We start from the raw sequence: 26,187 nt of genomic DNA on the forward strand, positions 1-26,187 counted from the left end.
GCGTTCTTCGGAACCCAGGTGCCTGTACTGTGTGCCCATGCCGCTACCCTACGTCAAGGCGGGGTGTTGCACTTGGAAGTTGAGTCTAAGCAGTCATTGCTCGATGCGCGCGACCTTCTCCGCATCGTCCGATGGCTGCCGACGCGGCCGCGCAGGAGTTTTGGTAGCTGTTCTACAGCGCGGCGTTTGATGGAAGCGTCGCTGCCGGAGTCGGCAAGCGGGTGTCACGTCGGCGCGTGACACCGCGCAGGCGCGCGCGATGTGGCCACTTCAATCCGCCACCGTCGTGCGCTCCAGCATCAGCACATCGTCCAGCTCCGGGCCGCCGCCACGATTGCCGCTTCCGGCGGCCAGATACGCCGTGCCGTCGACGGCGGCAACCTGGGTGCCATGGCGGCCTTTCGGCAGTGCTGCAAGCGTGGTCCAGGTGCCGGCGTGGGGGTCATAGGCCTCCACCTCGTCATGGGCCTCGACCTGCCGCATGCTCTCGCCGCCGATGACTAGCAGCCGGCCATCGCGTGCGATGGCGGCAGTGCCTGCCCGCTGCGTCGGCAATGCGGCCGGTGCCACCGACCAGGTGCCGCGCCCGATGTCATAGACATCGACTTCCGGGATGGTCTGCGCCAGGGTGTTGCCGCTTTCGTGCGCCGACCTGCGTCCACCGGCGGCATACAGTTTTCCGTCGATCACCACCGCATGGAAATGGTCGCGTGCGTGCGGCGCATCGGCCAGCTGCGTCCATTGCTGTGTCCTGGTATCGAAGGCATCCAGCCACGGAACGTAGCCGCTCATGTGCCCGCGTGTGTTACCGCCAACCAGATACAGCACGCCGTCGTGCTCCACGGCGCCGGCAGCACCGCGGCGGCGTTGTTTGGGAATCTCCGGCCCGACCTGCCAGCGGTCGGTCTGGGGATCGTAGATCAGCAGATTGCTCAGCGACGTTTCTTCGGGGTGGTCGCCGGTGAAGCCGCCCACGAAATACAGCTTGCCGGACGACACCACCGCCTGCGCATGGCTGACCATCAGCGGCGGTGCACTGCCTTGTGACCAGCGGCGCGTGCGGGTGTCGAAAATTTCCAGTGGGCGCTGATCGCGTCCACCGATCAGATACAGGCGATCGCCGATGGCCACCATGCTGTTTTCATGGCGCGCATGCGGCTTGTTGCGCGTGGTCAGCGCCTGCCATTGCTGCAACTGCTTAGATGACGCCGGAGTAGTCGCTGGCGCTGCCTTGTCGGCCGCCTGACCCGGCGCAGGTAGAGTGCCGATCGCGGCAGCAAGCAGGCTCGCGCAGAGCGAGGTCTTCAACAGGCGCATGCAGCATTCCTCCAGTCACCGTGGCAGGCCAGTGTAGCGACACCTGCACGATGATCCACTCGCACAAGCAGGCTGATCTGCAGCCAGCGCCGGCGCGGCGGCGGCTGTCTGTGCCACGCGTGCTGTGCGAGCAGCTGGCTTGCCGAACCAACGCGATAGCAGTGTGCGCATTGGACAGGCCTACGTACCACCACGACGTTGATGAGCGCGGCGCATGCGCTGACCGGGCTTGCAGCCTCTTCACATGCAGCAGCACCACGCATGCGAACACTACGGCAACTCGATGCAGCAGGAGAGGGTTGTGGCACGTACACCAGCGAAGCAGGCGATTGCTACGACGCCGCCCAAGAACGTTGCCAACGCCGCAGCACGCGGACTGCGGCTGCGCGAGCAGCATGGGCGTGGCGGTACCGCGATCGGCGTCGCGCGTGCACGCGATCTGTCGGCGCAGAAATCGCTTTCCACCCAGACCATTCGACGCATGCACGCCTATTTCGCACGTCATAGCGTGGACAAGAGTGGCAAGGGCTGGGCCGACCGTAGCGCGCCCTCGGCCGGCTATATCGCCTGGCTGCTCTGGGGCGGCGATGCAGGCCAGCGCTGGGCGGCGCGGCTGTACCAGCGGCTGGAGGATGCGGCCAATGCAAAGACCGCGACGGGCAAGAGCGTAAGGGCCGGCAGCACGGCCGCTGCCGACGCCAGTGGTACCAAGACGCGCACCGCCGGGAAGGCTGCAGCAAAACGCACCGCAAAGAAGACCGCCGCAAGGAAGGTCGCAAAGAAGGCAAGCGGAGCCTCCTCCGCGAAGAAACCTGCGGCAGGAAAAGCAGTGGCCAGCAACGCGGGGGCCGGTAGCGCGGCTACACGCAAGTCCTCGACCGGCGCGCGCGAGGCTGGCGGCACGACGGCTGCCAGGAAGCCGGCAGCCAAGAAGACTGCAGCAAGCAAGACCGCAGCAAGCAAGACCGCAGCCAGGAAAGCAACGGCTAAAAAACGTCCTGCCAAGAAAGCCGTGACAAAAAAGACAGCTACTGGCCGACCTGCGGCCAGCAAGAGCGCCTCCACGCGCAGTACCGCGAACAAAAGCGCGGGCAAGGCCTCCGCGCCATGGAACACGCCAAGCCCGAAGCGGGCTTCGCGTAAACGTTCGCTTTCTCCAGCGCAGAAGACACAGGCCCAACAGCGCGCCAAGGCAGCGGGCCGCCCCTATCCCAATCTGGTGGACAACATGGCAGTTGCACGTAAAGGCAGCGCGGCCAAGAAGACGAGCGGATCGCGCGCTGCAAAAAAGGCGGGCAGCCGTTAGCCACCAGCCCCTGCGTATCGGGATGGCCCGTTGGTGCAGATGCTCCAGCAGGTGAGTGCGGGCAGGTTCCCGCTGACAGCAGCCTACGGTGCCGGACGTTGTCGCCTGCTGTCGCTGCGGCAGCGATCCGAGCAGTACTTCACCTCGTCCCACACTTTCTCCCATTTCTTGCGCCAGCGGAATGGTCGCCCGCACTGCATGCAGGGCTTCTCCGGCAGTGGGTGCTTCTTGCGCATGGCCATGCGAAACGTGAGCCTAACCCGACGTGGGACGTAGATGAGGTCAAGCATGTCATGTCGCGCGGTGCAGTGCAGATGCCAGTGCAGGCAAGAAGCACCCTGCCGCTGACGGCCCACGCGCAACCCGGCCTTGCTTCGCAGCTCCGCATCGAAAATCCCCATCGAAACAGATACCTGACCTCTCTCGTGCAGACGATACAGGCAGCCTCCCTTGTTCAATCCGGACAGGCGCAAAAAGCGTTCCTTCTCCCGTGCAGGGAGAAGGCGTCGCAAGCGACGCATCAGAGCGCTCAACCCACGCGCGTCACTTTCGGCGCGATTTTACCGCGGGCAGTGCAGGCGCCACGCGGCTGATCAACAGCACGCCGCGCCCCACCGTGGTCTGCAACGCATCGCCAACCGCGAAACCGCAGTGTTCCAGCCAGCGCCCGGACAGCCGCAGCTTGGGCACCCCACAACCGATGACATCCTCGGCACGCCGCACGTCGTAGTGCTGGTAGCTCATGGTGACCCGCTCTGGAATGCGGAAGCCAGGCCTGCGCAAAGGCGGGGTAGGCGCAAGCGATGGATCCACCGCTGGCTCAGCGTCGGTCATGCTGGCGGCCGGGCGGTGCTTGCATCTGGCGCGTGTCACAACAGATCGACTGAAAGGCGATGCAGCGCGTGCACTGGCGGTTGCTTTTGGACGGGTCATATCGAACTCCTTGTGCGATAGGAAGTCCGCCGCATCGCTGTCAATCGAGGTGGCGGACGGTATGCGGTTGACAGACCGGCCACAAGGTACCGGCAGACCTTTCGGTCTCCACACACCGCCCGCCATAGAGCGGGCACGCCCCTACGCATGACATCGGGCAAAGAAAAAGCGCCGACATCGTGCAATGGGCGCTGGTGCGCCTTGTGGTTTCGGACTGTCAAATCCGGCTGCGGAATGTGCCGCAGCACAGGGATCTTGCTACTCGCCAATGCAGCGAGTCAAGCCAGGACGGCACGGCACGGCTCCCAACCGATCTTTCGTATCTGGCGTATCGTTGTGCTCAACGACGGCTTCGTTTCCCCACTACGAGAAAGCGATGACTTCCACTGCTGAAACGCCAGACCGTGCGATCCCACTGCTCCCCGGTCGCTCGATCGAACACACGGTCGCCTTCTATCGGCGGCTGGGCTTTGTCGGCGACGCGCACCCGCACGATGCGGGCTACGCGATCCTGACGCAGGGCGATGTGGAGCTGCATTTCTTCGCGCACCCGGATCTTGATCCCGCTGCCTGCTATGCGGGCTGCTATATCCGGGTTGGCGATGTCGATGCGGTCTACGCCGCCATGCGTGCCGCGCAGCTTCCGGCGCACGGCATCCCCAGGCTCGATGCTGTCAGCGACAAGCCGTGGGGGATGCGGGAATTTGCGCTTGTCGATGAGAGCGGCAATCTGATCAGGATTGGACAGGTAATCGGTAGCTAGGCGTCCAATCGCCTGCGTCTGCGTACCTGGCTATCCGGAACAGGCCATCGGTCAGGTGGTACGATATACACGCTGCCCGACATCGCACGATGCAGACATCGGGCCTTGCTGGCATGCGATGGCAGCCGGCGATGCGTTTGCCGCACATCACCTTGCATCGATTGCCAGCTGTATCTCTGCCGGTGTTGCAGTGCCCAGCGCAGCATAGGCAGCGCGCAGTGCCTCCACAAAACGCGCATCGCCAGAGAGCGCGGCGAACACTGCATCCACGGTGAGGAACGCGGCGATGTCATGGCTGGCATCGCCGGTGGTCGAATGGGCGATGTCGCTGAGGACCTCGCTCAGTGGATCGACCAGGGTAATGCCGTTGGCCGCCTGCCTGCGCACGAACTGCAGCCAGGCCGCTACCGGAATGCAGAGCCGGTCGACCCGGCGCCCGGCGTCCAATGCATCGCTGATGACGCCGAGCAGACGTACCGGAATCTTCTGCGAGCCGTCCCAGGCGATCTGGGCGAGCAGGTGGCGGATGGCGGGGTTGCGGAAGCGGGAGAGGACGGCGTCGATGTAATGCTGCGGGTCGAAGCCCGGCATGGGCTGCAGGGTGGGGGCGATGTCTTCGCGCATCAGGGTTTCGACAAAGGCGGCCAGTTGCCGGTGGCGCATGGCGTCGACGACGGTATCCAGATCGAGCAGGCTGCCGAGATAGGCGAGTGCGGAGTGCGGGCCGTTGAGCAGGCGCAGTTTGGCGCGTGCGTAGCCAGCGATATCGTGGCTGAGAATCACGCCTGCGCTTTCGAAGGCGGGGCGGCCGTTGCAGAAGCGGTCTTCGATCACCCATTGGCTGTAGCGCTCGCGCTGGATCGGCCAGGCGTCGTGGAGACCGGTTTGCGCGCGCACGTTGGCGCGCAGCGTGTCGTCGGTGGCGGGGGTGATGCTGTCGACCATCGAGCGCGGGAAGCTGACCTGCCGGTCGATCCAACCCGCAAGCGCGGGATCGTTCTGCTGTGCGAGCAGCAACACCGCGCGGCGTAGCAGGTTGCCGTTGTCTTGCAGGTTGTCGCAGCTGAGGACGGTGAAGGGTGCGCTGTTGTGTTGCCTGCGTCGTTGCAAGCCGTCGACGAGATAGCCGATGGCGCTGCGCGGCGTCGCGGGATGTGCGATGTCGTGCGCGATGTCGGGGTGGGTGAGGTCGAGGCTGTCGCCTGCGAGGCAATATCCCTTTTCGGTGACGGTGAGAGTGACCAGGCGCACGGCGGGGTCTGACAGACGCGCAAGCACCGCTGTTTGCTCGTCGGCGGCGCACAGCACTTCGCGGATGGCGGCAACGACGCGCAGTTGCGGGTGTTCGTCGAGCAGGGCGAGGGTGTAGAGGCCGTCTTGTGGGCGTAGGGCGTCACGCACCGTTGAGCTGTGTAGCGAGACGGCGCAGATGGCCCAGCTGGGGTCATGCGCGAGCAGGTCGTCGATGTAGACGGCCTGGTGGGCGCGGTGGAAGGCGCCTGCGCCTAGATGGACGATGCCGATGGTGGTGTGTTTGGGGTTGTAGTTGGGAGGGAGGACGGTGGTTGGTAGGTGCGTGAGTGTTGCGATGGAGAGCGTTGGAATTGGCATGGATTTTTGTTTGGAATCGTGGGGGTGCTGCAAGTTCGCCCGTGGCCGTACCCTCACCCCAACCCCCGCTCCGCGCCCCGGCCCACGTCTTGCGACGCGGGCGCTCCAAGGCACGCGCGCCAGTGGCGCGCAAGCGGTGCCTCTTCGCCCCGGCGGGAGAGGGGCTTAGGGCAATCGCGGCTCGGGGGCTTACTTGCCCGTGTCCGTGTGGCGTGGGTGTCAGCGGTTGCTACTTGTCGGTGACGGTAAAGCGTTGTGTGCTGCGGATGTCTGCGCTGGAGGCGCCGATCTGTACTTCGTAGTCGCCTGGATCCACTGCGTAGGCCTTGCGCTGGTCGTCGTAGATGCGCAGGGCGTCTTGCGCCTTGAGGGTGAAGCGCAGCTGCCGTTGCTCGCCGGGTTGCAGGGTGATGCGCTGGAAGCCGCGCAGGTCCTTGATGGCGCGTTCGCGTTGCGGCTTGAGCGGATGCAGATACAGCTGCACCACTTCATCGCCTGCGCGTTGGCCGGTGTTCTTCAGCGTGACCGTTGCCGTGAGCGTGCCATCGGCCGCAACCGTAGTGCGATCCAGGCGTAGATCCGAATACGCAAACTGCGTGTACGACAGGCCATGGCCAAACGGGTACAGCGGCTTGCCGGCAAAGTAGCGATAGGTGCGGCCGCGCATGGCGTAATCGTCGAAAGCGGGCAGGCGCTCGTCTTCCTTGTAAAAGGTGATCGGTAGGCGGCCGCCGGGACTGGCCTGGCCGAACAGCACATCGCCAACCGCGCTGCCGCCGCGTTGGCCGGGGTACCAGGCCAGCAGGATGGCGGGCACGTGGTGCTGCGCCCAGTCGATCGCCAGCGCCGAGCCGGTGGTCAGCACCGCAACCACCGGCGTGCCGGTGGCCTGCAGCGCCTGCAGCAGTTCGCGCTGCGGTTTGGGCAGGCGGGTGTCGGTGCGGTCGCCGCCAGCAAAGCCGGGATAGTTGACGTCCATCTCTTCGCCTTCGACATCGCCGGTGAGGCCGCCGACGAACACCACCACGTCCGCATTGCGAGCGGCATCCACCGCTTCTTGCAGCGGTGGCTTGGCGCCGGGCATGCGCCAGGCCAGACGCACCCCGGCGTCGCGGGTGGCCTCGTAATACTCCACCCGCAGGTCGTAGGCCTTGCCGGCTTCCAGGCGCACGCTGGCACTGCCGCCACGCATGCGCGGCGCATCGCTCCACTGGTCGATCAGCAATTTGTCGTCCAGGAACAGACGCACGCCGTCATCGGCAGCGATCTGCAGGTCGTAATCGCCGCTGACCGGCGGCAACAACTGGCCGTGCCAACGCACGCTGAACTCGTCCTTGTCCAATGCCTGCCCGGGCTGCAGTTCGCCACGGCCCAGTGCATCGTCGGTGGGCGCATTGCGGTCCCAGCGGAAGGCGATGCGCGGGTCGATGCGGGTCAGCACCGGTTGCCCGGCCAGGCTGCGTCCCTTGAAGTACTCACCGGTCAATCCGTGCTGTTTGGCATCGGCGACCGGGCGCAGATAGCGCGCGTCGATCGGTGCGGCAGCGTTGGGATCTTCGCGTCCTTCCACCAGATCGCTGCCGCGTGCGTACACCACCTCCGCCTGTGGCGCCGCATCGCGGATGCCTTGCAGGATGGTGACCGGCGCGGCGGGCGTGCCGTAATAGTTGCCCAGCAGCGACATCGGATCGTCGGCGGTGGGGCCGACCACGGCGATGCGCTTGAGCGTAGGCTTGAGCGGCAGCAGGCCGTCGTTCTTCAGCAGCACCAGCGATTGGCGTGCGGTGCGCCGGGCCAGCGCATCGTGCTGCGGCGATTGATTCACCGAGGCGGGAATCTGCGCCCACGGCACCTTGGCCGGCGGGTCGAACATACCCAAGCGCATGCGCGTGGTCATCAGCCGCTTGAGCGAGGTATCGATGGTGGCTTCGTCGATCAAGCCGGCGCGCACCGCCCTGGGCAACGACGCATAGGTGTCGCCGCAATCCAGGTCGGTGCCGTGCTTGACGCCCAGCGCGGCGGCGGCTTCGGGCGTAGGCACGATCTTGTGGTTCTGCCAGATATCGCGGATCGCCGCGCAGTCGCTGACGATATAGCCATCAAAGCCCCAGTCACGGCGCGCGATGCCTTCCAGCCGCGTGCTGGCCGATGCGGATTCGCCATTGACGCGGTTGTAGGCGCCCATCACCGCGGCCACATGGCCTTCCTGTACCAAGGCCTGGAACGCCGGCAGATAGGTTTCATGCAGATCGCGTTCGCTGGGATGCACGTCGAAGTGGTGGCGGTCCGCTTCCGGGCCGCTGTGGACGGCGAAGTGCTTGGCGGTGGCATCGAGCTTGCGGTATGGGCCCTGCTGCGACTGCAGGCCCTGTACGAAGGTCACCCCCATGCGCGCAGTCAGGAACGGATCTTCGCCATAGGTTTCCTGCCCACGGCCCCAGCGTGGGTCGCGAAAGATGTTGATGTTGGGCGACCAGAACGTGAGCCCCTGATAGCGCTTGTGCTCGCCGCGCGCCAGGAACGCGTGGTGCTTGGCGCGCGCTTCGTCGCTGATGGCGGTGGCCACTTCGGCCATCAACGGCGTGTCGAAAGTGGCGGCCAAACCAATCGCCTGCGGAAACTCCGTGGCGCCACCGGCACGCGCCACGCCATGCAGCGCCTCGTTCCACCAATCGTAGGCTGGCACCTGCAGGCGCGGGATGGCCGGCGCAGCGTTCTGCATTTGCGCGGCCTTTTCTTCCAGCGTCATGCGCGACACCAGATCGGCGGCGCGTGTCTCGAACGGCAGTTGGGTGTCCAGATACGGCGGCGGCGGCGGTGCAACCGCCTGCGTGTTGCCGGCGGCCAAGGCAATCGCCAGCAGCGCGCCGACGGCCAGGGCGCGGCACCGGGCGGCGGCGAGACGGGCAGGGTGCGAATGCATGGTCAGTCCTCCTGGGTGCGGTCTGGTTGGAACCAGGCGAAGGGCCCGATCATGCTGCCGACGAAGCCGCCGGCCTGTGCGGTGCTGAGGAAGCCGGCATCGTCGTTGCGGCGGAGCGACTGCCAGCCGGAACCGCCGGCGTCGTAGTCGAAGCTGTAGGCGCCACCATCGCCGCTGATCTGCAGGCGCAACTGGGTTGTCGCAGCCGGGATGCGGGTGCGCGCCAGCGTGGTGGCGGTGGCGCCGTCGCGCTTGTCGACAAACACCTCCAATGCAGCGCCGTCGCGACGCACGCCCAGCGCATACCACGCGTTGGCGTTCTGGAACGCGGCCAGCCCGGCCTGCACGCCTGCCTGCGTGGGCACGGCCAGCGCGGTGCTGGCGTAAAAGCGCGTGTGTTGCTGGCGACGCGCAACAAACGCGGGCGTGCCGCTGCCCTCCAGCCCTTGCGCGGTTGCATGCAGGGTCAGCCAACCGGCGCGTGCCTGCGTATCGGCCACCGTGCGCTTGGGCACGCGCAGGGTGAGCCATTCGCGCTGCAAGGTAGCGCCAGTGAAGTCGTCGTGCCAGGTGAAGTTGCCCGACAACGGTGCCTGATCGGCAGTCGCCCTTGCCCCCGCAGGCGCGTTGGCGATGTAGGGGATCGGTGTGCCGGCGGGCAGGATCGACGGCCAGCCATCGCGCCACTGCACCGGCAGCAGGAACGTCTCGCGCCCGGTGTTATAGCGATCGCCGGAATACGGCCGGCTGGCCAGGAACACCGCCCACCACTGCCCGTCCGGTGCTTCGACAAAATCCGCGTGGCCGGCGTTGCTGACCGGGTGCGCACGGTCGGCAGGCAGATCGCGCTGGGTCAGGATGGGGTTGTGCGGCGAGGGCGCATACGGCCCCCACACGTTGCGGCTACGCAACACCACCTGCGAATGCTGCGGCCCGGTGCCGCCCTCGGCGCACGAGAGGTAATACCACCCGTCGCGCTGATACAGGTGCGGGCCTTCGATCCAGATCGGCTTGCTGGCCAGATCCACGCCGCCGTTGAGCACCACCTTGCGCGGGCCAACCGGCTGGTTGTTTGCGATATCGAAGCGCTGCATCCAGATCGCGCGATGCCCTTCGTACAACGGTGTGCCTTCCGGCGGGCCGTTGTTGAGCAGATACGCGCCGCCATCGGTGTCGAAGAACAACGACGGGTCGATACCGTCGATGCTCGGCAACCATGTCAGTGCCGACCACGGACCTGCCGGATTGACGGCACTGGCGATGAAATTGCCGCCACCATCAACCGAGGTGCCCACCACGTAAAAGCGCCCGTCATGATGGCGAATGCTGGCTGCGAACATGCCGCGTGAAACGTCCAGCCCGTCGTAATCGAGTTGCTCGCGGCGTTCGACCACATTGCCGATCTGCGTCCAGTGCACAAGATCGGTGCTCTCGAAGACCGGAATCGCCGGGAAGTACGCGAACGTCGAATTGACCAGATAGTAGCGCTCGCCCACCCGCGTGACGCTGGGGTCGGGATAGAACCCGGCCAGCACCGGATTGCGGTAGTGGCCGGCCGGCAGGGGCGTGGCGAACACCGCATCGTCGCCGCGGTAATCGAACCAGTCGAAGGCGACATCGGCAGACGCCTGCGCCTGCGCGTTTGCAGATGCCGCCAGGGCCATCAGCAGGGCCGCACACATGGCGGAAAGCGCGCGCATCACCAGTCCCACATCGCGCCGTCTTCCAGACGCGCCACCGGCAACTGTTTGGGCACGTACGGGTACTTCGCCGCAAGGGTTTCGTCGATGTCCACACCATGCCCGGGCGTTTCGCCGCAGTGCAGGCGCCCATCACGAAACACGTAGTCGTGCGGGAACACCGCATTGGCTTCGTCGGAATGGAACATGTATTCCTGGATGCCGAAGTTGGGCACCCAGGTATCGAAGTGCAAGGCCGCGCCCATGCACACCGGCGACAGATCGGTGGCGCCGTGGAAGCCGGTGCGCACCTGATGCAAGGCCGCGAAGTCGGCCAGCCGGCGCACGTGGGTGAGGCCGCCGGCGTGGACAATCGTGGTGCGGATGTAGTCGATCAGCTGCTGTTCGATCAGGTGCTTGCAGTCCCAGAGCGAATTGAACACTTCGCCAACCGCCAATGGCGTGACCGTGTGCTGGCGAATGATCTCGAACGCACGCTGGTTTTCCGCAGGCGTGGCGTCTTCCAGCCAGAACAGCCGGTATGGCTCCAGGTCGCGGCCCAGGCGCGCGGCTTCGATCGGGGTGAGCCGGTGGTGCGCGTCGTGCAGCAGTTCGATCTCATCGCCGTGGTCGCTGCGCAGTTGCTCGAATAGCTTCGGCACCACACCCAGATAACGCGGCGTGGACCACACGGTTTCGGTGGGCAGTTCGCTTTCGGCCGGCTCGTACGGCTTGCCGCCGCTGGAAATGCCATAGGTCTTCTTGATGCCGGGCACGCCGCATTGCGCGCGGATGGCGATAAAGCCCATCTCGCGAAAGCGGCCCACTTCGTCGCTGGTTTCGGCGATATCGCGGCCGTTGGCGTGGCCATAGACCAGCGCACCTTCGCGCGAGCGCCCGCCCAGCAGCTGATACAACGGCAGGCCGGCCATCTTGCCCAGGATGTCCCACAGCGCCACGTCCACCGCGGCAATCGCGCTCATCGTCACCGGGCCGCGCCGCCAGTACGCACCGCGGTAGAAGAACTGCCAGATGTCCTCGATGCGCCCCGCATCGCGGCCGATCAGGTTCGGCACCAGGTGTTCCTGCAGGTAGGCCGCCACCGCCAGTTCGCGGCCGTTGAGCGTGGCATCGCCCAGCCCGGTGATGCCTGAGCGGGTGCGGATCTTCAGGGTGACGAAGTTGCGCCCCGGGCAGGTGACGATCACGCGCGCCTCGACGATCTCGCGGTCGCGGGCAGAACCTTGCAGCGGTGCAGGGGAGTCGGAAGTCTGTGACATCGTGATCTCGCTCAGGGGGAAGGTGGGGTGGTGATGGGACGTTCGAACGGGCCGGCTGGCAGGCCGCTGGGGTCGTACACCGTGCATACCGGGCTGTCGGCCCAGCAGTAGCGCACCCGCGCCGCATCCATGCCGGAAGGAATGCGCAGGCGGACCTCGCGGCCCTGCAGCGTGGCGCTGGTGTAGCGGCAACTGTTGGCTGCCGCAGCGCAGACTTCAAAGCCGATTGGTGCGTCGTTGCCGTAACTCAGCAGCGTGGTGTCCACATCGTCGAAGGCGATGCGCACGCTGTCGCCATCGCGCTGCACGGCTCCTGGTACCGGGCCCGAGGGCGTAATCGCCTCGCTATACACCACATGCCGCGCCGCGCGTGCCAGGCGCCGGCCCAGTTCCTGCTTGTTGGCCGGGTGGATGTCGTAGCGGTCGCCGATATCGATGGCCACTGCCAGGCCGGCATGCGCGTCTTCGGCCACGAAGCGGCGTTGCGCCTCGCGCAGCTGTGCCCAACCGCTTTCCACCGGTTGCGTGGGCGGCGCGCCGTAGTTGGCCAGCTGCACGATGAGCATTGGCAGCTGCGCACCGAAACGCTGCCGCCAGTCGCGCCGCCAGGCATTGAGCAAGGCAGGGTAATGCATGGCATCGCCAGTATTGGATTCACCCTGGTACCAGAGCACTCCGCGCAGGCCGAGATGGCCAAGCGGGGCGATCATGCCGTTGTACAAGGTGGTCAGCCCTGCGGCCGAGGACCACGGCGCGCGCGGCGGCGAGCCCAGCTGCGGCGGCACGATGCGGTAGTGCCACGGCGCGGCCAGCGGCAGCGTGCTGCCATCGGCGAACTGCAGCGCACGCGAGGACGCATCGCCCAGCAATCCACCACGGCGATACGTGTTGAGGACGTTGAGCACGATGCTGTTGCGCCCGGCATGCAGGTGGCCGCGTCCCAGCGCATAGCGGCGCGGTTGATCGGCCCCGTAGCTGCTGCCGACGCCAATACCGTTGACCCAGGTCTGGTCCAGTTCATCCACCGGCCCCAACACCAGGGTGGCTTCCTGCGCCGCCTGCGCGGGCGTCAGCTCCACGCTGGTGCGATACCAGACCATGCCGTTGAAGCCCACCAGCTGCGGCACGCCCCAGTCGTCCCATGCGCCCAGCGCGGCGGGTGCGGGTTGCCACGCGCCCGGCGCATCCGGTTGCCACGGCTCGCCTTCGCCATGCGCGTGCCACCATGCTTCCCACAGCCGTGCCCAGCGCGGCGCCGCGTCCGTCGGGCTGTCGGCATAGCGTGCCAGCACATCCAGTGCCGGGCCATCGTCGCCGGCCGCACGCAGTGCCGCCTCGCCGATCCAGGCCTGCAGCTGCGAGCCGCCCCACGAGGCGTTGATCAACCCCATCGGCACGGAGACGGTCTTGCGCAGTTCGCGCGCGAAGTAGTAACACGCCGCCGAAAAGTCCTTCACCGTGTCCGGCGTGGTCGGCTGCCACTGCGCCGCGCCGCCGAAGCCACGCTGTGGCGTGGGACTGGATTGCGCCGGCACCTTGAACATGCGGATGGCCGGTTGATCGGCATCGGCGATCTCGCTGCGCGAATCCAGCGTGCGATGCACCTGCAATTCCATGTTGGATTGGCCCGAACACAGCCACACATCGCCGATCATCACATCGGCCACCTGCTGTGTCGCACCGTCGGCGCCGCTGGCGGTCAGCGTGTATGGTCCGCCGGCGGCATGGGCAGGCAACTGCGCCTGCCAGTGGCCCTGGCGGTCCGCTCGCACCTGTTGCTGCTGCGCATCCAATTGCACGCGCACGCGCGTGCCGGGCGCCGCATCGCCCCACACCCGGATCGGCGCATCGCGCTGCAGCACCGCATGGTCCTGGAACAGCGGATGCAGCAGCGGCGTATCGGTTGCGCAGGCCACATCGGCCGCGAGCGCGGCAGCGGCGGCAAGCAGCAGGGGCACACCATGCAGGTTCATTTGGGATTTCCCGGTGCGTACGGAAATTTCAGGCCCTGGTAGTACGCCAGCGGATGCGCCGGGGCGGCCACGCCTGGCGGCAGGGCACGCCCGGACACACTCCGGAAATAGGCGATGCTGGCATCGCGCCACCACTGCGCTTCGTCCTGCTGGATCGCCAGAAACTCGGCCACTTGCCGGTAGCGCGGCGCATCGATGCGGCCGGCCAGGCCTTGCCAGGTCGCCCGCATCGCCCGCACCTCGTCCACGCCATGGTCGTAATGCCACACCAACTCGCCCCACAGCGTTCGCCCGGAGGCCATGCGCCGGTCCCAGGAGACGTGATGGAACCACAGCAGATACTGCTCGGGCACGCGTCGTACATCGCCGAACACGCGCGCCACCGGTGCGGCGTATTGCGCGGCCGCGTTGCTGCCGCTGGCGCTGCGATCAAAGCCGATGCCGTTGCGGTCGGCGCGGTGGTAATACACCGGATCCCAATCGGGTCGCTCGCTGCCGGCATCCCAGGGCGCCGGGCCGTAATGGTGGCCGCGCCCCATCAGGTGATGCAGGCCCAGCGGCGTCATGTAGTCCACCACCGCCTCGCGCGAGCGCAGCATCATGCCCACCACCGGCGTGACCACGGCCGGGTCGTTGGACAACGTCATGCGCACCCAGTCCTGCGCGATCGCCTCCGGCGACAACGACGGATTCCAGGCCAGCCGTCCATAGGCATACCAGTTGGCCTGATTGAACAAGGAGCCGCTCCAGTTGCGGTCCGCCCCGATATTGGCAACGCCGGCCATGCCAGTCAGACGCGTGCGTTTGGCATTGTTGGACACGCTGCCATCTACCGTCTTCGCGACGGTCGAGCCCTTGCCACGCGCATAGGTATCGGCCTGCAAGGTCTCGGCGAACAAGGTGCCCAGATACGCCAGATGCGTGGAGAAACCCAGATATTCCTTGGTGATCTGGAACTCCGGCATCAGCGGCGTCTTGCGCATCGCGCCGAACAACGGATGGAAGGGCTCGCGTGGCTGGAAATCGATGGCGCCGTTTTTCACCTGCACGATCACATTGTCGGCAAAGGCGCCATCGAGCGGCATGAATTCGCTATACGCCTGCTTGGCGCGGTCGTCGGGCTGCTCGTGCGAATACACGAATGCGCGCCACATCACCACGCCACCATGCGGCGCCAGCGCGGCGGCCAGCAGGTTCGCGCCATCGGCATGCGTGCGCCCGTAATCCTGCGGGCCGGGCTGTCCTTCGGAATTGGCCTTGACCAGAAACCCGCCGAAATCCGGAATGCGCGCATAGATCGCATCGGCGGTCTCACGCCACCAGCGCTGCACCTGTGGGTCCAGCGGGTCGGCGGTGGGCAGCCCGCCGATCTCGATCGGCGCACTGAAGCGGGCGCTGAGAAACACGCGGATGCCATACGGCCGAAATACCTTGGCCAGCGCAGCGGCCTTGTCCAGATATTGCGGCGTCAGGCTCCAGGCCTTGGCGTTGACATTGTTGAGTACGGTTCCATTGATGCCCAGCGAGGCATTGGCGCGTGCGTAATCGGTGTAGCGCGGATCCAGATAGCCCGGCAAGGTCTGCCAGTTCCACAGCGAGGCGCCGGCATAGCCGCGCTCCACCACGCCATCGAGGTTGTCCCAGTGATTGAGCATGCGCAGCTGCAGCCGCGGCGACTCGCGCACGTTCAGTGCGGTCAGTGCCTGGCCGGTCTGCAGCAGACGCAGGAAATGAAATGCGCCGTACAGCGCACCGATATCGCTGCCGCCCACGATCGCGATGCTGCGGTGGCCGCCCACGCTGACCGACTGGATCAGGTAGCCCTCGCGGCCAAGATCGGCGGTATGCAGTTTCAGGGCTGCCACCTGTGGCGCATTGGCCGGACCCAGCAGCAGCGTGCCGTCGCGCGTGACCGCGTCAGTGGGTTGCGGCGCGGCACCCAGCAGGCCCTGCAGGCCACGTTCCAGCTCCTGGCGCGCGGCCTGCAGGGTGGGCGAGTTGCCAGCGACCACCAGTGCCTGGGCGTGTTCGCGCAATGCTGCGGCGTTGTCAACCGGCTGGTAGCGCAACCACACATCGTAGCCATCCTCGGCATGTACCTGCGCAGCAGGCAGCAATACGCCGCAGAGCAGCATCAGCCCCAGCAGTAACAGCGCAGCCATCCGGACGCGATCACCGCCGCTTGCCTGCCTGCTCATGACATCTGCTCCACTGCGTGTGACGCATCGTTGCGCGTCTCGCCGCTCTGTCTGCTTCCCGGTACCATGGCGCGCATCGTCGTGTATGCCGTGGGTGCGGACGTCATTGCCGCAGTCGGTATGCATCGTGCAGCTTTCGCACTCACTTGAAGAGGCCATGCTTGGAGAAGGTCAGGAAATCGGTCCGCCGCACCAGCCGCGCGACCACCATCGACGAGGTGGCGGCGCTGGCGAAAGTGTCGCCGATGACGGTCTCGCGTGTGGTCAACAACAACGGCAGTGTGCGCGAGGCCACCCGCGAGCGCGTCATGCGTGCTGTCGACAAACTCGGTTACACGCCCAACCTGGCCGCCAGCGCGCTGGCCGCCGCGCAAAGCACGCGTATCGCGCTGATCTACAGCGATCCCAGCGGCGCCTACCTGCGCGAGTTGTTGCTTGGCGTGTTGCGTGTTGCTTCGCGCACCTCGATCCAGCTGGTGATCGACTGCTGGGACGATCTGGATGCCGATGCCGAGCGCCGTGCCGCGCGCAAACTCGCCAAGGGCGTGGCCGGGGTGATCCTGCCGCCACCGTTGTGCGAATCCCGCGCCGCGGTGCTGGAGCTGGTGCGCGCCAAGGTACCGGTGGTGGCGATCGCCTCCAATCATTTCAGCCCCGATGTGGCCTGCGTGCGCATCGACGAATTCGCTGCCGCCAAGGAAATCGCCGAGCATTTGATCGCACAGGGGCATACGCGTATCGGCTATATCGCCGGGCATCCCAACCTGTCGGCCAGCACGCGGCGTTTCGAAGGATTCCAGGCCGCCTTGTCCGATGCCGGTCTGCGGCTGGACCGGCATCTGGTGCAACCGGGCGATTACACCTACCGCTCGGGGTTGCTGGCCGCGGAAAAGTTGCTGGCACGCAAGCGCCGCCCCAGCGCGATCTTCGCCAGCAACGACGATATGGCCGCCGCCGCTATTTCGGTGGCGCATCGGCGCGGCATGGATGTGCCGCGTGATCTGTCGGTGGTGGGATTCGACGACACCTCCGCCGCCACCGCCGTGTGGCCCGAACTCACCACGGTGCAGCAACCCATTGCCGCCATGGCCGATGCCGCGTTGGACATCCTGCTGAAGACGATACGCGCCAAGGAGCGGACGCCGAAGATGGTCGATCATGTGGTCGCGCACCTGCTGGTCAAGCGGGATTCGGTGGCCGCGCCGACATCCGTCGATCCGGCCGAATAGACAGCGCTGCGGGACGGCTGCGCAGCCCGTTGGCTGCCGCAGCCGGTGTCGGCCACCGACCTGGTCGGGCTGTGGACCCGCCCACGCACCTGCCGTCTGCTGGCAGGTGCGCGTACGCGTCGTTGGCCCTTCCTGTCGCGCCGGCTCCTGCATGCGTTGCGCTCGCAGCGCATGCAGCTAACGCACATACTGTCTTTCACCAACGCGTGCGTGCCCCGGTGGATCAACGCGTCAGATACTGATTGATCAGGTTCTCGTAGGCTTCCTGGCGGCCGCTGAGCTGCGTGGGTGCATTGCCGGCAGCGTAGGTGGCCAGGTCGGCCAGCGTGCTGGTGNATCAACGCGTCAGATACTGATTGATCAGGTTCTCGTAGGCTTCCTGGCGGCCGCTGAGCTGCGTGGGTGCATTGCCGGCAGCGTAGGTGGCCAGGTCGGCCAGCGTGCTGGTGCCATTGGCAAAGTCCGCGCCCGCACCGCTGTCGAAGCTGGCGTAGCGCTCCTTGCGCCAGGTTTCCAGCGGCGAGGAGGTCAGCAGCGCATTGGCCACTTCCAGCCCGCGTGCGAACGCGTCCATGCCGCCGATATGCGCCAGGAACAGGTCCTGCGGGTCGGACGACTCGCGCCGCACCTTGGCATCGAAATTCAGGCCGCCCGGTGCCAGCCCGCCCTGGCGCAGCACCACCAGCATCGCGCCGACGGTGTCGTACAGGTCGGTCGGGAACTGGTCGGTGTCCCAGCCGTTCTGCGGGTTGCCGCGGTTGGCATCGATGCTGCCGAGCAGCCCGGCATCGCTGGCCACCTGCAGGTCGTGCTCGAAGCTATGGCCCGACAAGGTGGCGTGGTTGGCTTCGATATTGAGCTTGAAGTCCTGGTCCAGGCCGTGCTGACGCAGGAAGCCGATCACCGTGGCGCTGTCGAAGTCGTACTGGTGCTTCATCGGCTCCATCGGCTTGGGCTCGATCAGGAAATTACCCGTGAAGCCGATCGCGCGGCCGTAATCGCGCGCCAGGGTCAGGAAGCGCGCCATGTTGTCCTGCTCGCGCTTCATCTGGGTGTTGTGCAGGCAGGCATAGCCTTCGCGGCCGCCCCAGAACACGTAGTTTTCGCCACCGAGTTCAACGGTCGCATCGATCGCGGCCTTGACCTGCACCGCCGCACGCGCGACCACGTTGAAGTCCGGGTTGGTCGATGCACCATTCATGTAGCGCGGGTGCGAGAACAGGTTGGCGGTGCCCCACAGCAGCTTGATGCCGGTGTCGGCCTGGCGCTGCTTGGCGATGCCTACCATGTGCTTGAGATTCTTTTCGTACTCGCCGATGTCGTCGGCATCCGGTGCCAGATCGATATCGTGGAAGCAGTAATACGGCACGCCGAGCTTGGTGAAGAACTCGAACGCGGCATCGGACTTGGCTTCGGCGCGATTCAACGCGGTGTTGCCGATATCCCACGGGTACGCACGCGTGCCCGGGCCGAACGGATCGGCGCCATTGCCGCAGAAGCTGTGCCAGTAGGCCACGGCAAAGCGCAGATGCTCGGCCATGGTCTTGTCGCCGACCTGCTTGTTGGCGTCGTAGACCTTGAACGCCAGCGGGTTGTCCGAGTCGCGGCCTTCGAAGCCGATCTTGCCGATGCCGGGGAAATATTCCTTCGCGCCGATGTAAACGGTGTTGCTCATGGGGTGNTCGTAGACCTTGAACGCCAGCGGGTTGTCCGAGTCGCGGCCTTCGAAGCCGATCTTGCCGATGCCGGGGAAATATTCCTTCGCGCCGATGTAAACGGTGTTGCTCATGGGGTGAACTCCTGCAGAAAGGGGGGGTGATGGGGGAGAGGGATGGCATCGACACACTGCGACGCTGGCACGCGCAACGACCAGTCGCGCCGCGTCGCTGCAGCGCATCTGCGCATGCGTGTACTGCTACGCAATGCATAAGATGTTAGCGCTACCAAAAAGCCGGCTGAAAAAAGCCGCGCCATACAGCGAAGCCGAAGGTGTCATGCCGATCCCAGCTGAAACGGTCTTGCGGACTTTACCCAGCCCGCCGCCGAAAGGCTTGCTGCGCTGCGAGATGCGAGCTGTTGCGTGGCGGCGGGGTGTGGTGATGTCTGGTGAGTTGGGGCGTACGGCCCTCACCCGCCCTTCGGGCACCCTCTCCCGCGTGCGGGCGAGGGGACTTGTAGAGCGCTTGGGCGGTCGCGTCTTCTTCGGCGGGCAACCTCTCCCGCGTGCGGGAGGGGACCGTCAAGAGGGAGTCGCCAAGAAGCAGGAGATCGCCAGGAGAGGATACTGACGGAAAAGGGCTGGGTGGAAGCGCTCACCCCCTTGGGCGAGGGCTTGCTCCCTTTCCCCGTTCACGGGGGAAGGTGCCCGAAGGGCGGATGGGGGCAGCTACCGCTGGCCTCACGACCAAATCCCAATCCCAATCCCCCCGGCAGCTACAATAGGCGGCTCATGACCGCTGTCCTGCCGTTGCCGCAACCCCTGGCCGACCCCGCGCCGCGCACTGCGCGCCCGCGGTTGCCGTCCGATCAGCTGCGCCTGGGCAAACGGTTGCAGCGCCAGGTGGGCCAGGCGATCGCCGACTTCGGCATGATCGAGTCCGGCGACAAGGTGATGGTGTGCCTGTCCGGTGGCAAGGACAGCTACACCTTGCTGGACATGCTGCTGCAGTTGCAGCGCAAGGCGCCGGTGCCGTTCACGCTGGTGGCGGTGAACCTGGACCAGAAGCAGCCGGAGTTCCCCGCTGAGGTGCTGCCCAGCTATTTGCGCGAGCAGGGCGTGCCGTTCGATATCGTCGAGCAGGACACCTATTCGGTGGTCAGCCGGGTGATCCCGGCCGGCAAGACCCTATGTTCGCTGTGCTCGCGGTTGCGGCGCGGCGCCTTGTACGCCTACGCGCAGGCGCACGGGGTGACCAAGATCGCGCTCGGCCACCACCGCGACGACATCGTCGCCACGTTCTTCATGAACCTGTTTCACCACGCGCGCCTGGCCGCGATGGCGCCCAAGCTGCGCAGCGACGACGGTGCGCATGTGGTGATCCGCCCGCTGGCCTATGTGCGCGAAGCCGATATCGCCGCCTACGCACAGCTGCGCCAGTTCCCGATCATTCCGTGCAACCTGTGCGGCAGCCAGCAGAACCTGCAGCGCCAGCAGGTGGGTCGCATGCTGCAGCAATGGGACCGCGACCATCCGGGGCGGGTGGAACAGATTGCGCGCGCGCTGGGCGACGTACGGCCCGAACAACTGGCCGACCGCACCTTGTTCGATTTCCTGGCGCTGGGCCGCCTCTGCGACGCCAGCGCGCCCGATCCCACCGCCTGGCACGCCGCCGGCGACAGCGCACACGCTAGCGACTGACGCGCCCGCCCGGTCGCCGTCGGTCTTCCACCTCCACGTTTTTCTTCTTCGGTCTTACGCATGTTCTTTCGCAATCTCACCCTGTTCCGCTTTCCCACTACGCTGGATTTCACGCAGATCGAAACGCTGCTGCCGCAAGTGCAGCTCAAGCCGGTCGGCCCGCTGGAAATGAGCTCGCGTGGCTTCATCTCGCCGTTCGGGCGCGACGAGCAGGAAGTGCTCTCGCACCGTCTGGAAGATTTCCTGTGGCTCACCGTCGGCGGCGAGGACAAGATCCTGCCCGGCGCGGTGGTCAACGATCTGCTCGAGCGCAAGGTCGCCGAGATCGAGGAAAAGGAAGGCCGCCGCCCCGGCGGCAAGGCCCGCAAGCGTTTGAAGGACGACCTGATCCATGAATTGCTGCCGCGCGCCTTCGTCAAGAGCTCGCGCACCGACGCCATCCTGGACCTGCAGCATGGCTATATCGCGGTCAACACCTCCAGCCGCAAGAGCGGCGAGAACGTGATGAGCGAGATCCGCGGCGCGCTCGGCAGCTTCCCGGCGCTGCCGCTCAATGCCGAAGTCGCCCCGCGCGCCATCCTCACCGGCTGGATCGCCGGCGAGCCCTTGCCCGAAGGTCTGAGCCTGGGCGAAGAATGCGAGATGAAAGACCCTATCGAAGGCGGCGCGGTGGTCAAGTGCCAGCACCAGGAACTGCGCGGCGACGAGATCGACAAGCATCTGGAAGCCGGCAAGCAGGTCACCAAGCTGGCCCTGGTGATGGACGACAACCTGTCGTTCGTGCTCGGCGACGACCTGGTGATCCGCAAGCTCAAGTTCCTCGACGGCGCGCTGGACCAGCTCGAACACAGCGAGGACGACGGCGCACGCGCCGAACTCGACGCACGCTTTGCGCTGATGAGCGCCGAAATCCGCCGGCTCTTCCTGTTGCTGGAAACCGCGCTGAAGCTGAGCAAGGCCGAGTAACCGGGGCTTCGAACCGTAGCATCGTTGAGGCGCGATCCGAGGTTTCACGTCAGGGCGTTGGGCGAGGCGAGGGCGCCTTGCGCTCGCCAGTTCCGGGACACGCCGTGAATCGGTCCCTGGAGGCTCCCTGGCGGCATCGATGCCGCCAGGGATTGCGCAATCGGCAAGGACACCGCCCCTAAGAGCGGCTAACAAAACTGTTCTGTTAGCCGCTCTAAATTGGTCGTGTGCGGATGGGCGCGAAGTCGGTTGCGCCGACCCCGTTGTGGGCAACGTCGCTTCGTTAGCCGCTCCAAGTAGCGCCAACATCGAATGAATCAATCGCCCTGTCTCACCACCGGACACATCGCGGCGCTATCCTGTGCGCATGTTCAAGCCCGTCCGCCGCCTGATCGCGCCCACCCCGTACGTCATCGAACGCGATTGCCTGCGTGTGCAGTTGGACGGCAGCGAGATCGATGTGTTGCGCGTGCGCGACCCACGTGCGCGGCGGATCAAGCTCAGCGTGGACGAGCGCGGGGCGCGGCTTACCCTGCCGCTGCGTGCAAGCCTGGTGGCCGGCGAGCGCTTCGTGCACGCGCATCTGGATTGGCTGGGCACCCAGCTGTCGCGTTACCAGCAGGTCGATGCGTTTTCGGCGCTGCAACGTGGCGTGCCCGGGCTGCTGCCCTTGCGTGGCGCGCTGCTGCCATTGTCCTGGCACGAAGGGCGCTACGCGCGCATCGAACTCGCTGACGAAGGCGCGCACTTCCATGTGCCGGCACGGCTGGGCGACGCCGGCCTGCGCCGCACGCTGAAGGAATTCTACGAAGCGCAGGCGCGCGCCGACGTCGGCCGCTGGCTGCCCACCTATCTGCCCGGGTTGCCGCGACCACCGGCGCGTCTGCGGCTGAAGGTGATGTCCTCGCAGTGGGGCTCGCTGGCACCGGACGGTTCGATGGCGCTGGATCTGGCGCTGGTGCTCGGCCGCCCCTCGGCATTCGAATACGTGCTGGTGCACGAGCTCTGCCATCTGCTGCAGGCCAATCACTCGCCGGCGTTCTGGGCGGAAGTGGAGCGGCGTTTTCCTGCCTGGCGCGACGAGCGCAGCTATTTCCACGACCATGGCCGCCAGCTCAAGGCGCAGCTGCGGCGGTTGCTGCAACCGACCTAGCCGATCGGTGTGCTGCGCCACGCGCAGCAGCCGGCGATCGTCCGCATCCAGTGGTGGTGCCGCACGCACTGTGTCGAGGAAGGCCCAGGGCGAACTCCACAGGTCGAAGGCTGCGATCGCCGCCATCAACTGCACGGGCGGACGCATCACGCGATTTTCCTGCCGACTTGCTGCCATGCAAGTGTCCCGTCGCCGCCTAGCGCGCACCTGCAGACGTCGGGCGCGCAGAGGAATGGTGCCGCGTCAGCCGACCGCCGCATCACCGGCGTCGGTGCCAGCGCACACACGCCATGCCCTGGCCTCATGCACGTGGCAACGGCAATGACGCCAGAAACGCATTGATCACCGCCGCCACCGGCTGCGGTGTTTCCATATGCACATGGTGCGTGCCCGGCAACAGCTCCAGGCGCGCGTCCGGCACCATCGCCACCCGGTGATCGCGCAGCGCATCGGAAAAATACGGCTGTGCCGGCGTGGCGAAGATCGCCTGCGTCGGGCACACGATGGACGACAGCACGGCGTCGATCTGCGCTTCGGTCATGCGGATGGCAATGGGCAGGGTCAGGCGTGGATCGGTGCACCAGCTGTAGCCGCCTTCGACCACGCGCAGGCCGCGCTCCACCAGCAGCCGTGCCGACGGCTCGGTGAGCTGATTGGCCATCACGCGTGCGCGGATTGGCGCTTCCATCGAACCAAACACCCGCAACGGCCGCTGCGACAGGCTGCGGGTCGAGCGCACCGAATCGCGCAGCCGTTCGGCGGTGCTTTCCACCGGCTCGGCCAGGGCGCCCAGCGCCTCGATGACCACCAGCGCCTCGATGCGTTCCGGCGCGGCGGCGGCCATCAGGCTGGCCACCCCGCCGCCCAGCGAATGGCCGAGCAGGGTGAAGCGCTCCCAGCCCAGCGCATCGGCCACCTGCAGCAGATTGTGAATGGCGCTGCTGAGGGTGTATTCGGCGCCTACCGGCAGCCACGCACTGTGGCCGTGGCCGGGCAGGTCCAGCAGCACCAGATCCAGGTCCGGCGCCTGCAGGTGCGCACTCAACGGCACGAAGCTGGCCGCATTGTCGAGCCAGCCATGCAATGCCAGTACCCGGCGCGGTCCCCGCTCGGTATTGCGCAACCCGGTCACCTGACCGATGGCCAGTTCACACGCAAACGGCTCCAGCCTCACGCGCGACGCACCAGTGCGGCCAATGCCTGCGCATGTGCCGGGGTGGCGTTGAGGCAGGGGATGTAGCTGAGCGTGGCACCGCGCTCGGCCAGCGTTTCGGCAAAGCCCAGCGCCACTTCTTCCAGGGTTTCCAGGCAGTCGGTGGCAAAGCCCGGGCACACCAGGTCGAAGCTGCGCACGCCGCCTTCGGCCAGTTTCCAGAGCGTGGGTTCTGCGTATGGTTGCAGCCAGCGCTCGGAGCCGAAGCGCGATTGGTAGCCCATCTGCCACTCGTCCGCGCCCAGGCCCAGCGCGGACACGATCGCCTGCGCGCTGCGCTCGCACTGCTGCGGGTACGGGTCGCCCGCATTGGCCACGCGTTGCGGCAGGCCGTGGAAGGAGAACATCAGCTTCTCGCTGCGCCCATGCATCTGCCAGTGCGCGCGGATGGAATCGGCGATCGCCGCTACCCAGCCGGCGTCCTCGCAATAGTCGCCGATCACCTCCACCGCGATCTCCGGCGCGCTGCGGCGCCAGGCGTCCACCACGTCCTGGATCGAGGCGGTGGTGGTGGTCGAATACTGCGGGTACAGCGGCAGCACCACGATGCGTTTGATACCGCGTGCGCGCAGGCCATCGAGCGTCTTGCGCAGCGCCGGTTCGCCGTAGCGCATGGCCCATTCCACCTGCCAGTCGGGCATGACGTCCTTCAGGCCCTCGGCCAGGCGCCGGGTATACACCGCCAGCGGCGAGCCGTCCGGCAACCACACCTTGGCGTACTTTTCCGCCGACTTGGGGCCACGGATCGGCAGGATCACCCCGTACAGCAGCGGTTTCCAGAACAGCGGCGGGATCGCGACCACGCGGCGGTCGCTGAGGAACTCGGCCAGGTAGCGGCGCACGGCCGGCGCGGTGGGCGCTTGCGGCGTACCAAGGTTGACGACCAGCAGGGCGGAATCGGGGGACATGTTCATGCGGACCATTCTGGCAGAGCCGGGCAACCCTGCCGACAACAGCGCGCCAATCGCTGCGATCGGCGCCATCCTGGGCGCCGGTTGCGCTCACCACCGATTCATTGCGCCAGCACTAACGTCGCGCCATTGCTATCTTTAGACGGACCGCCCCTTGGAGCTTGTCATGCCTCGTTTGTCGCGCCTGGCCCTGTTGTTGTCGCTGACCCTTGCCGCCGGCCATGCCGTTGCCGGCCCGGAAGAGGACCAGCGTGCGCGTAACGCGGTGCGGGTGCTCAACGAGATCATGAAGATTCCCGAGCAGTCCATCCCGGACAAGCTGCTCGACGAGGCACGCGCCATCGTGGTCATCCCCGACACGCTCAAGGCCGGCCTGGTGATCGGTGGTCGCCGCGGCCACGGCCTGATGTCGATGAAGAACGCCGACGGCAGCTGGTCGCAGCCGGTGTTCGTCAAGCTCACCGGCGGCAGCATCGGCTTCCAGGCCGGCGTGCAGTCCTCCGACGTAGTACTGGTGTTCCGCAACGACCGCAGCCTGGACAACATCGTCAACGGCAAGTTCACCCTGGGCGCCGATGCCGGCGTGGCCGCAGGCCCGGTGGGCCGCAGTGCCGCCGCCGCCACCGACGGCCAGCTCAAGGCCGAGATCTGGTCGTGGTCGCGCGCGCGCGGGCTGTTCGCCGGCGTGGCGCTGGACGGTGCGGTGCTGCAGATCGACGATGCCGCCGACCTCAACGCCTACGGCGGTGGAGCCACCCCGCGCATGATCTTCGAGGGCCGCACCAACGAGCGCCCCTCCACCGATGTGGTGGCCTTCCGCGACCGTCTGGAAGAGGTCACCTACACCGCACGTGCCAATCGCAACAGCGACGGCGACGACAGCGACAGTGTGCCGCCTCCGCCGCGCGCAGCGACCACCACGCAGGCCCCGGCGCAGCCCGCACCGCCGCCGCCGGCCAACGAAGCCAGCACGGTGCCGATGCAGCCCGCTGCCACGCCACCGGCGCAGCAAGGCTTCCAGCCGGTGTCCGAGGGCGAGATCCGCACCGAGTCCCTGGACGGAACGCGCTGACCGACTGTCATCCCCCTGCGCGGTGCGCTGGGGTATCCTGCGTCCTCCTTCTTTCTCAGCAAGCGAGCAGATCATGGGCGGTTTCAGCATTTGGCACTGGCTGATCGTGCTGGTGATCGTGTTGCTGGTGTTCGGTACCAAGCGGCTCACCAGCGGTGCCAAGGATCTCGGCAGCGCGGTCAAGGAATTCAAGAAAGGCATGCACGACGACGACAAGCCGGCCGGCAAGCTCGGCGACGACTCCCGCACTGCCGAGCAGGCGCGTGAGGCGCAGGCCGAACGCGACCGCGACGCGCGCTGAT

General features: G+C 66.3%; 20 protein-coding genes. 8 read left to right on the forward strand and 12 right to left on the reverse strand.

From position 1 onward, the window contains the following. Nucleotides 1–270: 270 nt before the first annotated feature. Entirely contained in the window at nt 271–1,317 is a 1,047-nt protein-coding gene (locus XCSCFBP4642_RS0101715) for a Kelch repeat-containing protein (protein WP_029218263.1), read from the reverse strand. Between the two features lie 244 nt (nt 1,318–1,561). Between XCSCFBP4642_RS0101715 and XCSCFBP4642_RS29590 the strand changes: the two genes are divergently transcribed. Next, on the forward strand, nt 1,562–2,623 hold the full coding sequence (locus XCSCFBP4642_RS29590) for a DNA-binding protein (RefSeq protein WP_200859728.1): 1,062 nt from the start codon (nt 1,562–1,564) through the stop codon (nt 2,621–2,623). A gap of 83 nt (nt 2,624–2,706) precedes the next feature. On the opposite strand, the gene XCSCFBP4642_RS26215 is transcribed toward XCSCFBP4642_RS29590, so the two are convergent. Both XCSCFBP4642_RS26215 and XCSCFBP4642_RS25745 read right to left on the reverse strand, forming a co-directional pair. Next, on the reverse strand, nt 2,707–2,865 hold the full coding sequence (locus XCSCFBP4642_RS26215) for a DUF2256 domain-containing protein (protein ID WP_084624669.1): 159 nt from the start codon (nt 2,863–2,865) through the stop codon (nt 2,707–2,709). 301 nt (nt 2,866–3,166) lie between these two features. Further along, entirely contained in the window at nt 3,167–3,367 is a 201-nt protein-coding gene (locus XCSCFBP4642_RS25745) for a SymE family type I addiction module toxin (RefSeq protein ID WP_029218265.1), read from the reverse strand. A gap of 565 nt (nt 3,368–3,932) precedes the next feature. On the opposite strand from XCSCFBP4642_RS25745, the gene XCSCFBP4642_RS0101730 reads away from it, so the two are divergent. Further along, a complete protein-coding gene (locus XCSCFBP4642_RS0101730) occupies nt 3,933–4,319 on the forward strand; it encodes a bleomycin resistance protein (RefSeq protein WP_029218266.1) in 387 nt (128 codons plus the stop codon). Nucleotides 4,320–4,466: 147 nt separating this feature from the next. Here XCSCFBP4642_RS0101730 and XCSCFBP4642_RS0101735 read toward each other — a convergent pair whose 3' ends face one another. From XCSCFBP4642_RS0101735 to XCSCFBP4642_RS0101760, 6 genes are all read right to left on the reverse strand, one after another. Continuing rightward, nucleotides 4,467–5,930, reverse strand: a complete 1,464-nt coding sequence (locus XCSCFBP4642_RS0101735) for a mannitol dehydrogenase family protein (RefSeq protein WP_029218267.1) — start codon at nt 5,928–5,930, stop codon at nt 4,467–4,469. 229 nt (nt 5,931–6,159) lie between these two features. Next, nucleotides 6,160–8,784 (reverse strand): glycoside hydrolase family 3 protein, encoded by a 2,625-nt coding sequence (locus XCSCFBP4642_RS0101740; protein WP_029218268.1) that lies wholly within the window; start codon nt 8,782–8,784, stop codon nt 6,160–6,162. A 71-nt stretch (nt 8,785–8,855) separates the two neighbouring features. Further along, complete coding sequence (locus tag XCSCFBP4642_RS0101745; protein ID WP_029218269.1) at nt 8,856–10,553, reverse strand: glycoside hydrolase family 43 protein; 1,698 nt, start codon at nt 10,551–10,553, stop codon at nt 8,856–8,858. Continuing rightward, nucleotides 10,553–11,812 (reverse strand): D-mannonate dehydratase ManD, encoded by a 1,260-nt coding sequence (manD, locus tag XCSCFBP4642_RS0101750; protein ID WP_029218270.1) that lies wholly within the window; start codon nt 11,810–11,812, stop codon nt 10,553–10,555. Before manD ends, XCSCFBP4642_RS0101745 begins: the two co-directional genes overlap by 1 nt. Nucleotides 11,813–11,823: 11 nt before the next feature. Next, complete coding sequence (locus XCSCFBP4642_RS0101755) at nt 11,824–13,785, reverse strand: sialate O-acetylesterase (RefSeq protein WP_029218271.1); 1,962 nt, start codon at nt 13,783–13,785, stop codon at nt 11,824–11,826. Further along, entirely contained in the window at nt 13,782–15,947 is a 2,166-nt protein-coding gene (locus XCSCFBP4642_RS0101760) for an alpha-glucuronidase family glycosyl hydrolase (RefSeq protein ID WP_425480180.1), read from the reverse strand. Before XCSCFBP4642_RS0101760 ends, XCSCFBP4642_RS0101755 begins: the two co-directional genes overlap by 4 nt. 197 nt (nt 15,948–16,144) lie before the next feature. On the opposite strand from XCSCFBP4642_RS0101760, the gene XCSCFBP4642_RS0101765 reads away from it, so the two are divergent. After that, complete coding sequence (locus XCSCFBP4642_RS0101765; RefSeq protein WP_029218273.1) at nt 16,145–17,212, forward strand: LacI family DNA-binding transcriptional regulator; 1,068 nt, start codon at nt 16,145–16,147, stop codon at nt 17,210–17,212. Between the two features lie 337 nt (nt 17,213–17,549). On the opposite strand, the gene xylA is transcribed toward XCSCFBP4642_RS0101765, so the two are convergent. Then, nucleotides 17,550–18,887: a xylose isomerase gene (xylA, locus tag XCSCFBP4642_RS0101770; protein WP_029218274.1), complete on the reverse strand. Its 1,338-nt coding sequence runs from the start codon at nt 18,885–18,887 to the stop codon at nt 17,550–17,552. Between the two features lie 774 nt (nt 18,888–19,661). On the opposite strand from xylA, the gene ttcA reads away from it, so the two are divergent. The 3 genes from ttcA (at nt 19,662) to XCSCFBP4642_RS0101790 (ending at nt 22,689) form a co-directional block, all read left to right on the forward strand. Next, a complete protein-coding gene (ttcA, locus tag XCSCFBP4642_RS0101780) occupies nt 19,662–20,570 on the forward strand; it encodes a tRNA 2-thiocytidine(32) synthetase TtcA (protein WP_029218275.1) in 909 nt (302 codons plus the stop codon). A gap of 60 nt (nt 20,571–20,630) precedes the next feature. Next, complete coding sequence (locus XCSCFBP4642_RS0101785; RefSeq protein ID WP_029218276.1) at nt 20,631–21,536, forward strand: recombination-associated protein RdgC; 906 nt, start codon at nt 20,631–20,633, stop codon at nt 21,534–21,536. Nucleotides 21,537–21,903: 367 nt separating this feature from the next. Further along, a complete protein-coding gene (locus XCSCFBP4642_RS0101790; RefSeq protein ID WP_029218277.1) occupies nt 21,904–22,689 on the forward strand; it encodes a YgjP family zinc-dependent metalloprotease in 786 nt (261 codons plus the stop codon). 301 nt (nt 22,690–22,990) lie between these two features. Here XCSCFBP4642_RS0101790 and XCSCFBP4642_RS0101795 read toward each other — a convergent pair whose 3' ends face one another. Further along, complete coding sequence (locus XCSCFBP4642_RS0101795) at nt 22,991–23,863, reverse strand: alpha/beta fold hydrolase (protein WP_029218278.1); 873 nt, start codon at nt 23,861–23,863, stop codon at nt 22,991–22,993. Beyond that, entirely contained in the window at nt 23,860–24,825 is a 966-nt protein-coding gene (gene hemH, locus XCSCFBP4642_RS0101800; protein WP_029218279.1) for a ferrochelatase, read from the reverse strand. Before hemH ends, XCSCFBP4642_RS0101795 begins: the two co-directional genes overlap by 4 nt. A gap of 154 nt (nt 24,826–24,979) precedes the next feature. Here hemH and XCSCFBP4642_RS0101805 point away from each other — a divergent pair, with 154 nt between their 5' ends. Further along, on the forward strand, nt 24,980–25,885 hold the full coding sequence (locus XCSCFBP4642_RS0101805; protein WP_029218280.1) for a lipid-binding SYLF domain-containing protein: 906 nt from the start codon (nt 24,980–24,982) through the stop codon (nt 25,883–25,885). Between the two features lie 73 nt (nt 25,886–25,958). Next, the gene (tatA, locus tag XCSCFBP4642_RS0101810) at nt 25,959–26,186 is read left to right on the forward strand and encodes a Sec-independent protein translocase subunit TatA (protein WP_003484969.1); all 228 of its coding nucleotides are present in this window, start codon (nt 25,959–25,961) and stop codon (nt 26,184–26,186) included. The last annotated feature ends 1 nt before the right edge of the window (nt 26,187 follow it).

The sequence above is a fragment of the Xanthomonas cassavae CFBP 4642 genome (assembly GCF_000454545.1).
In the GTDB taxonomy this organism is placed as follows: Bacteria; Pseudomonadota; Gammaproteobacteria; order Xanthomonadales; family Xanthomonadaceae; genus Xanthomonas; species Xanthomonas cassavae.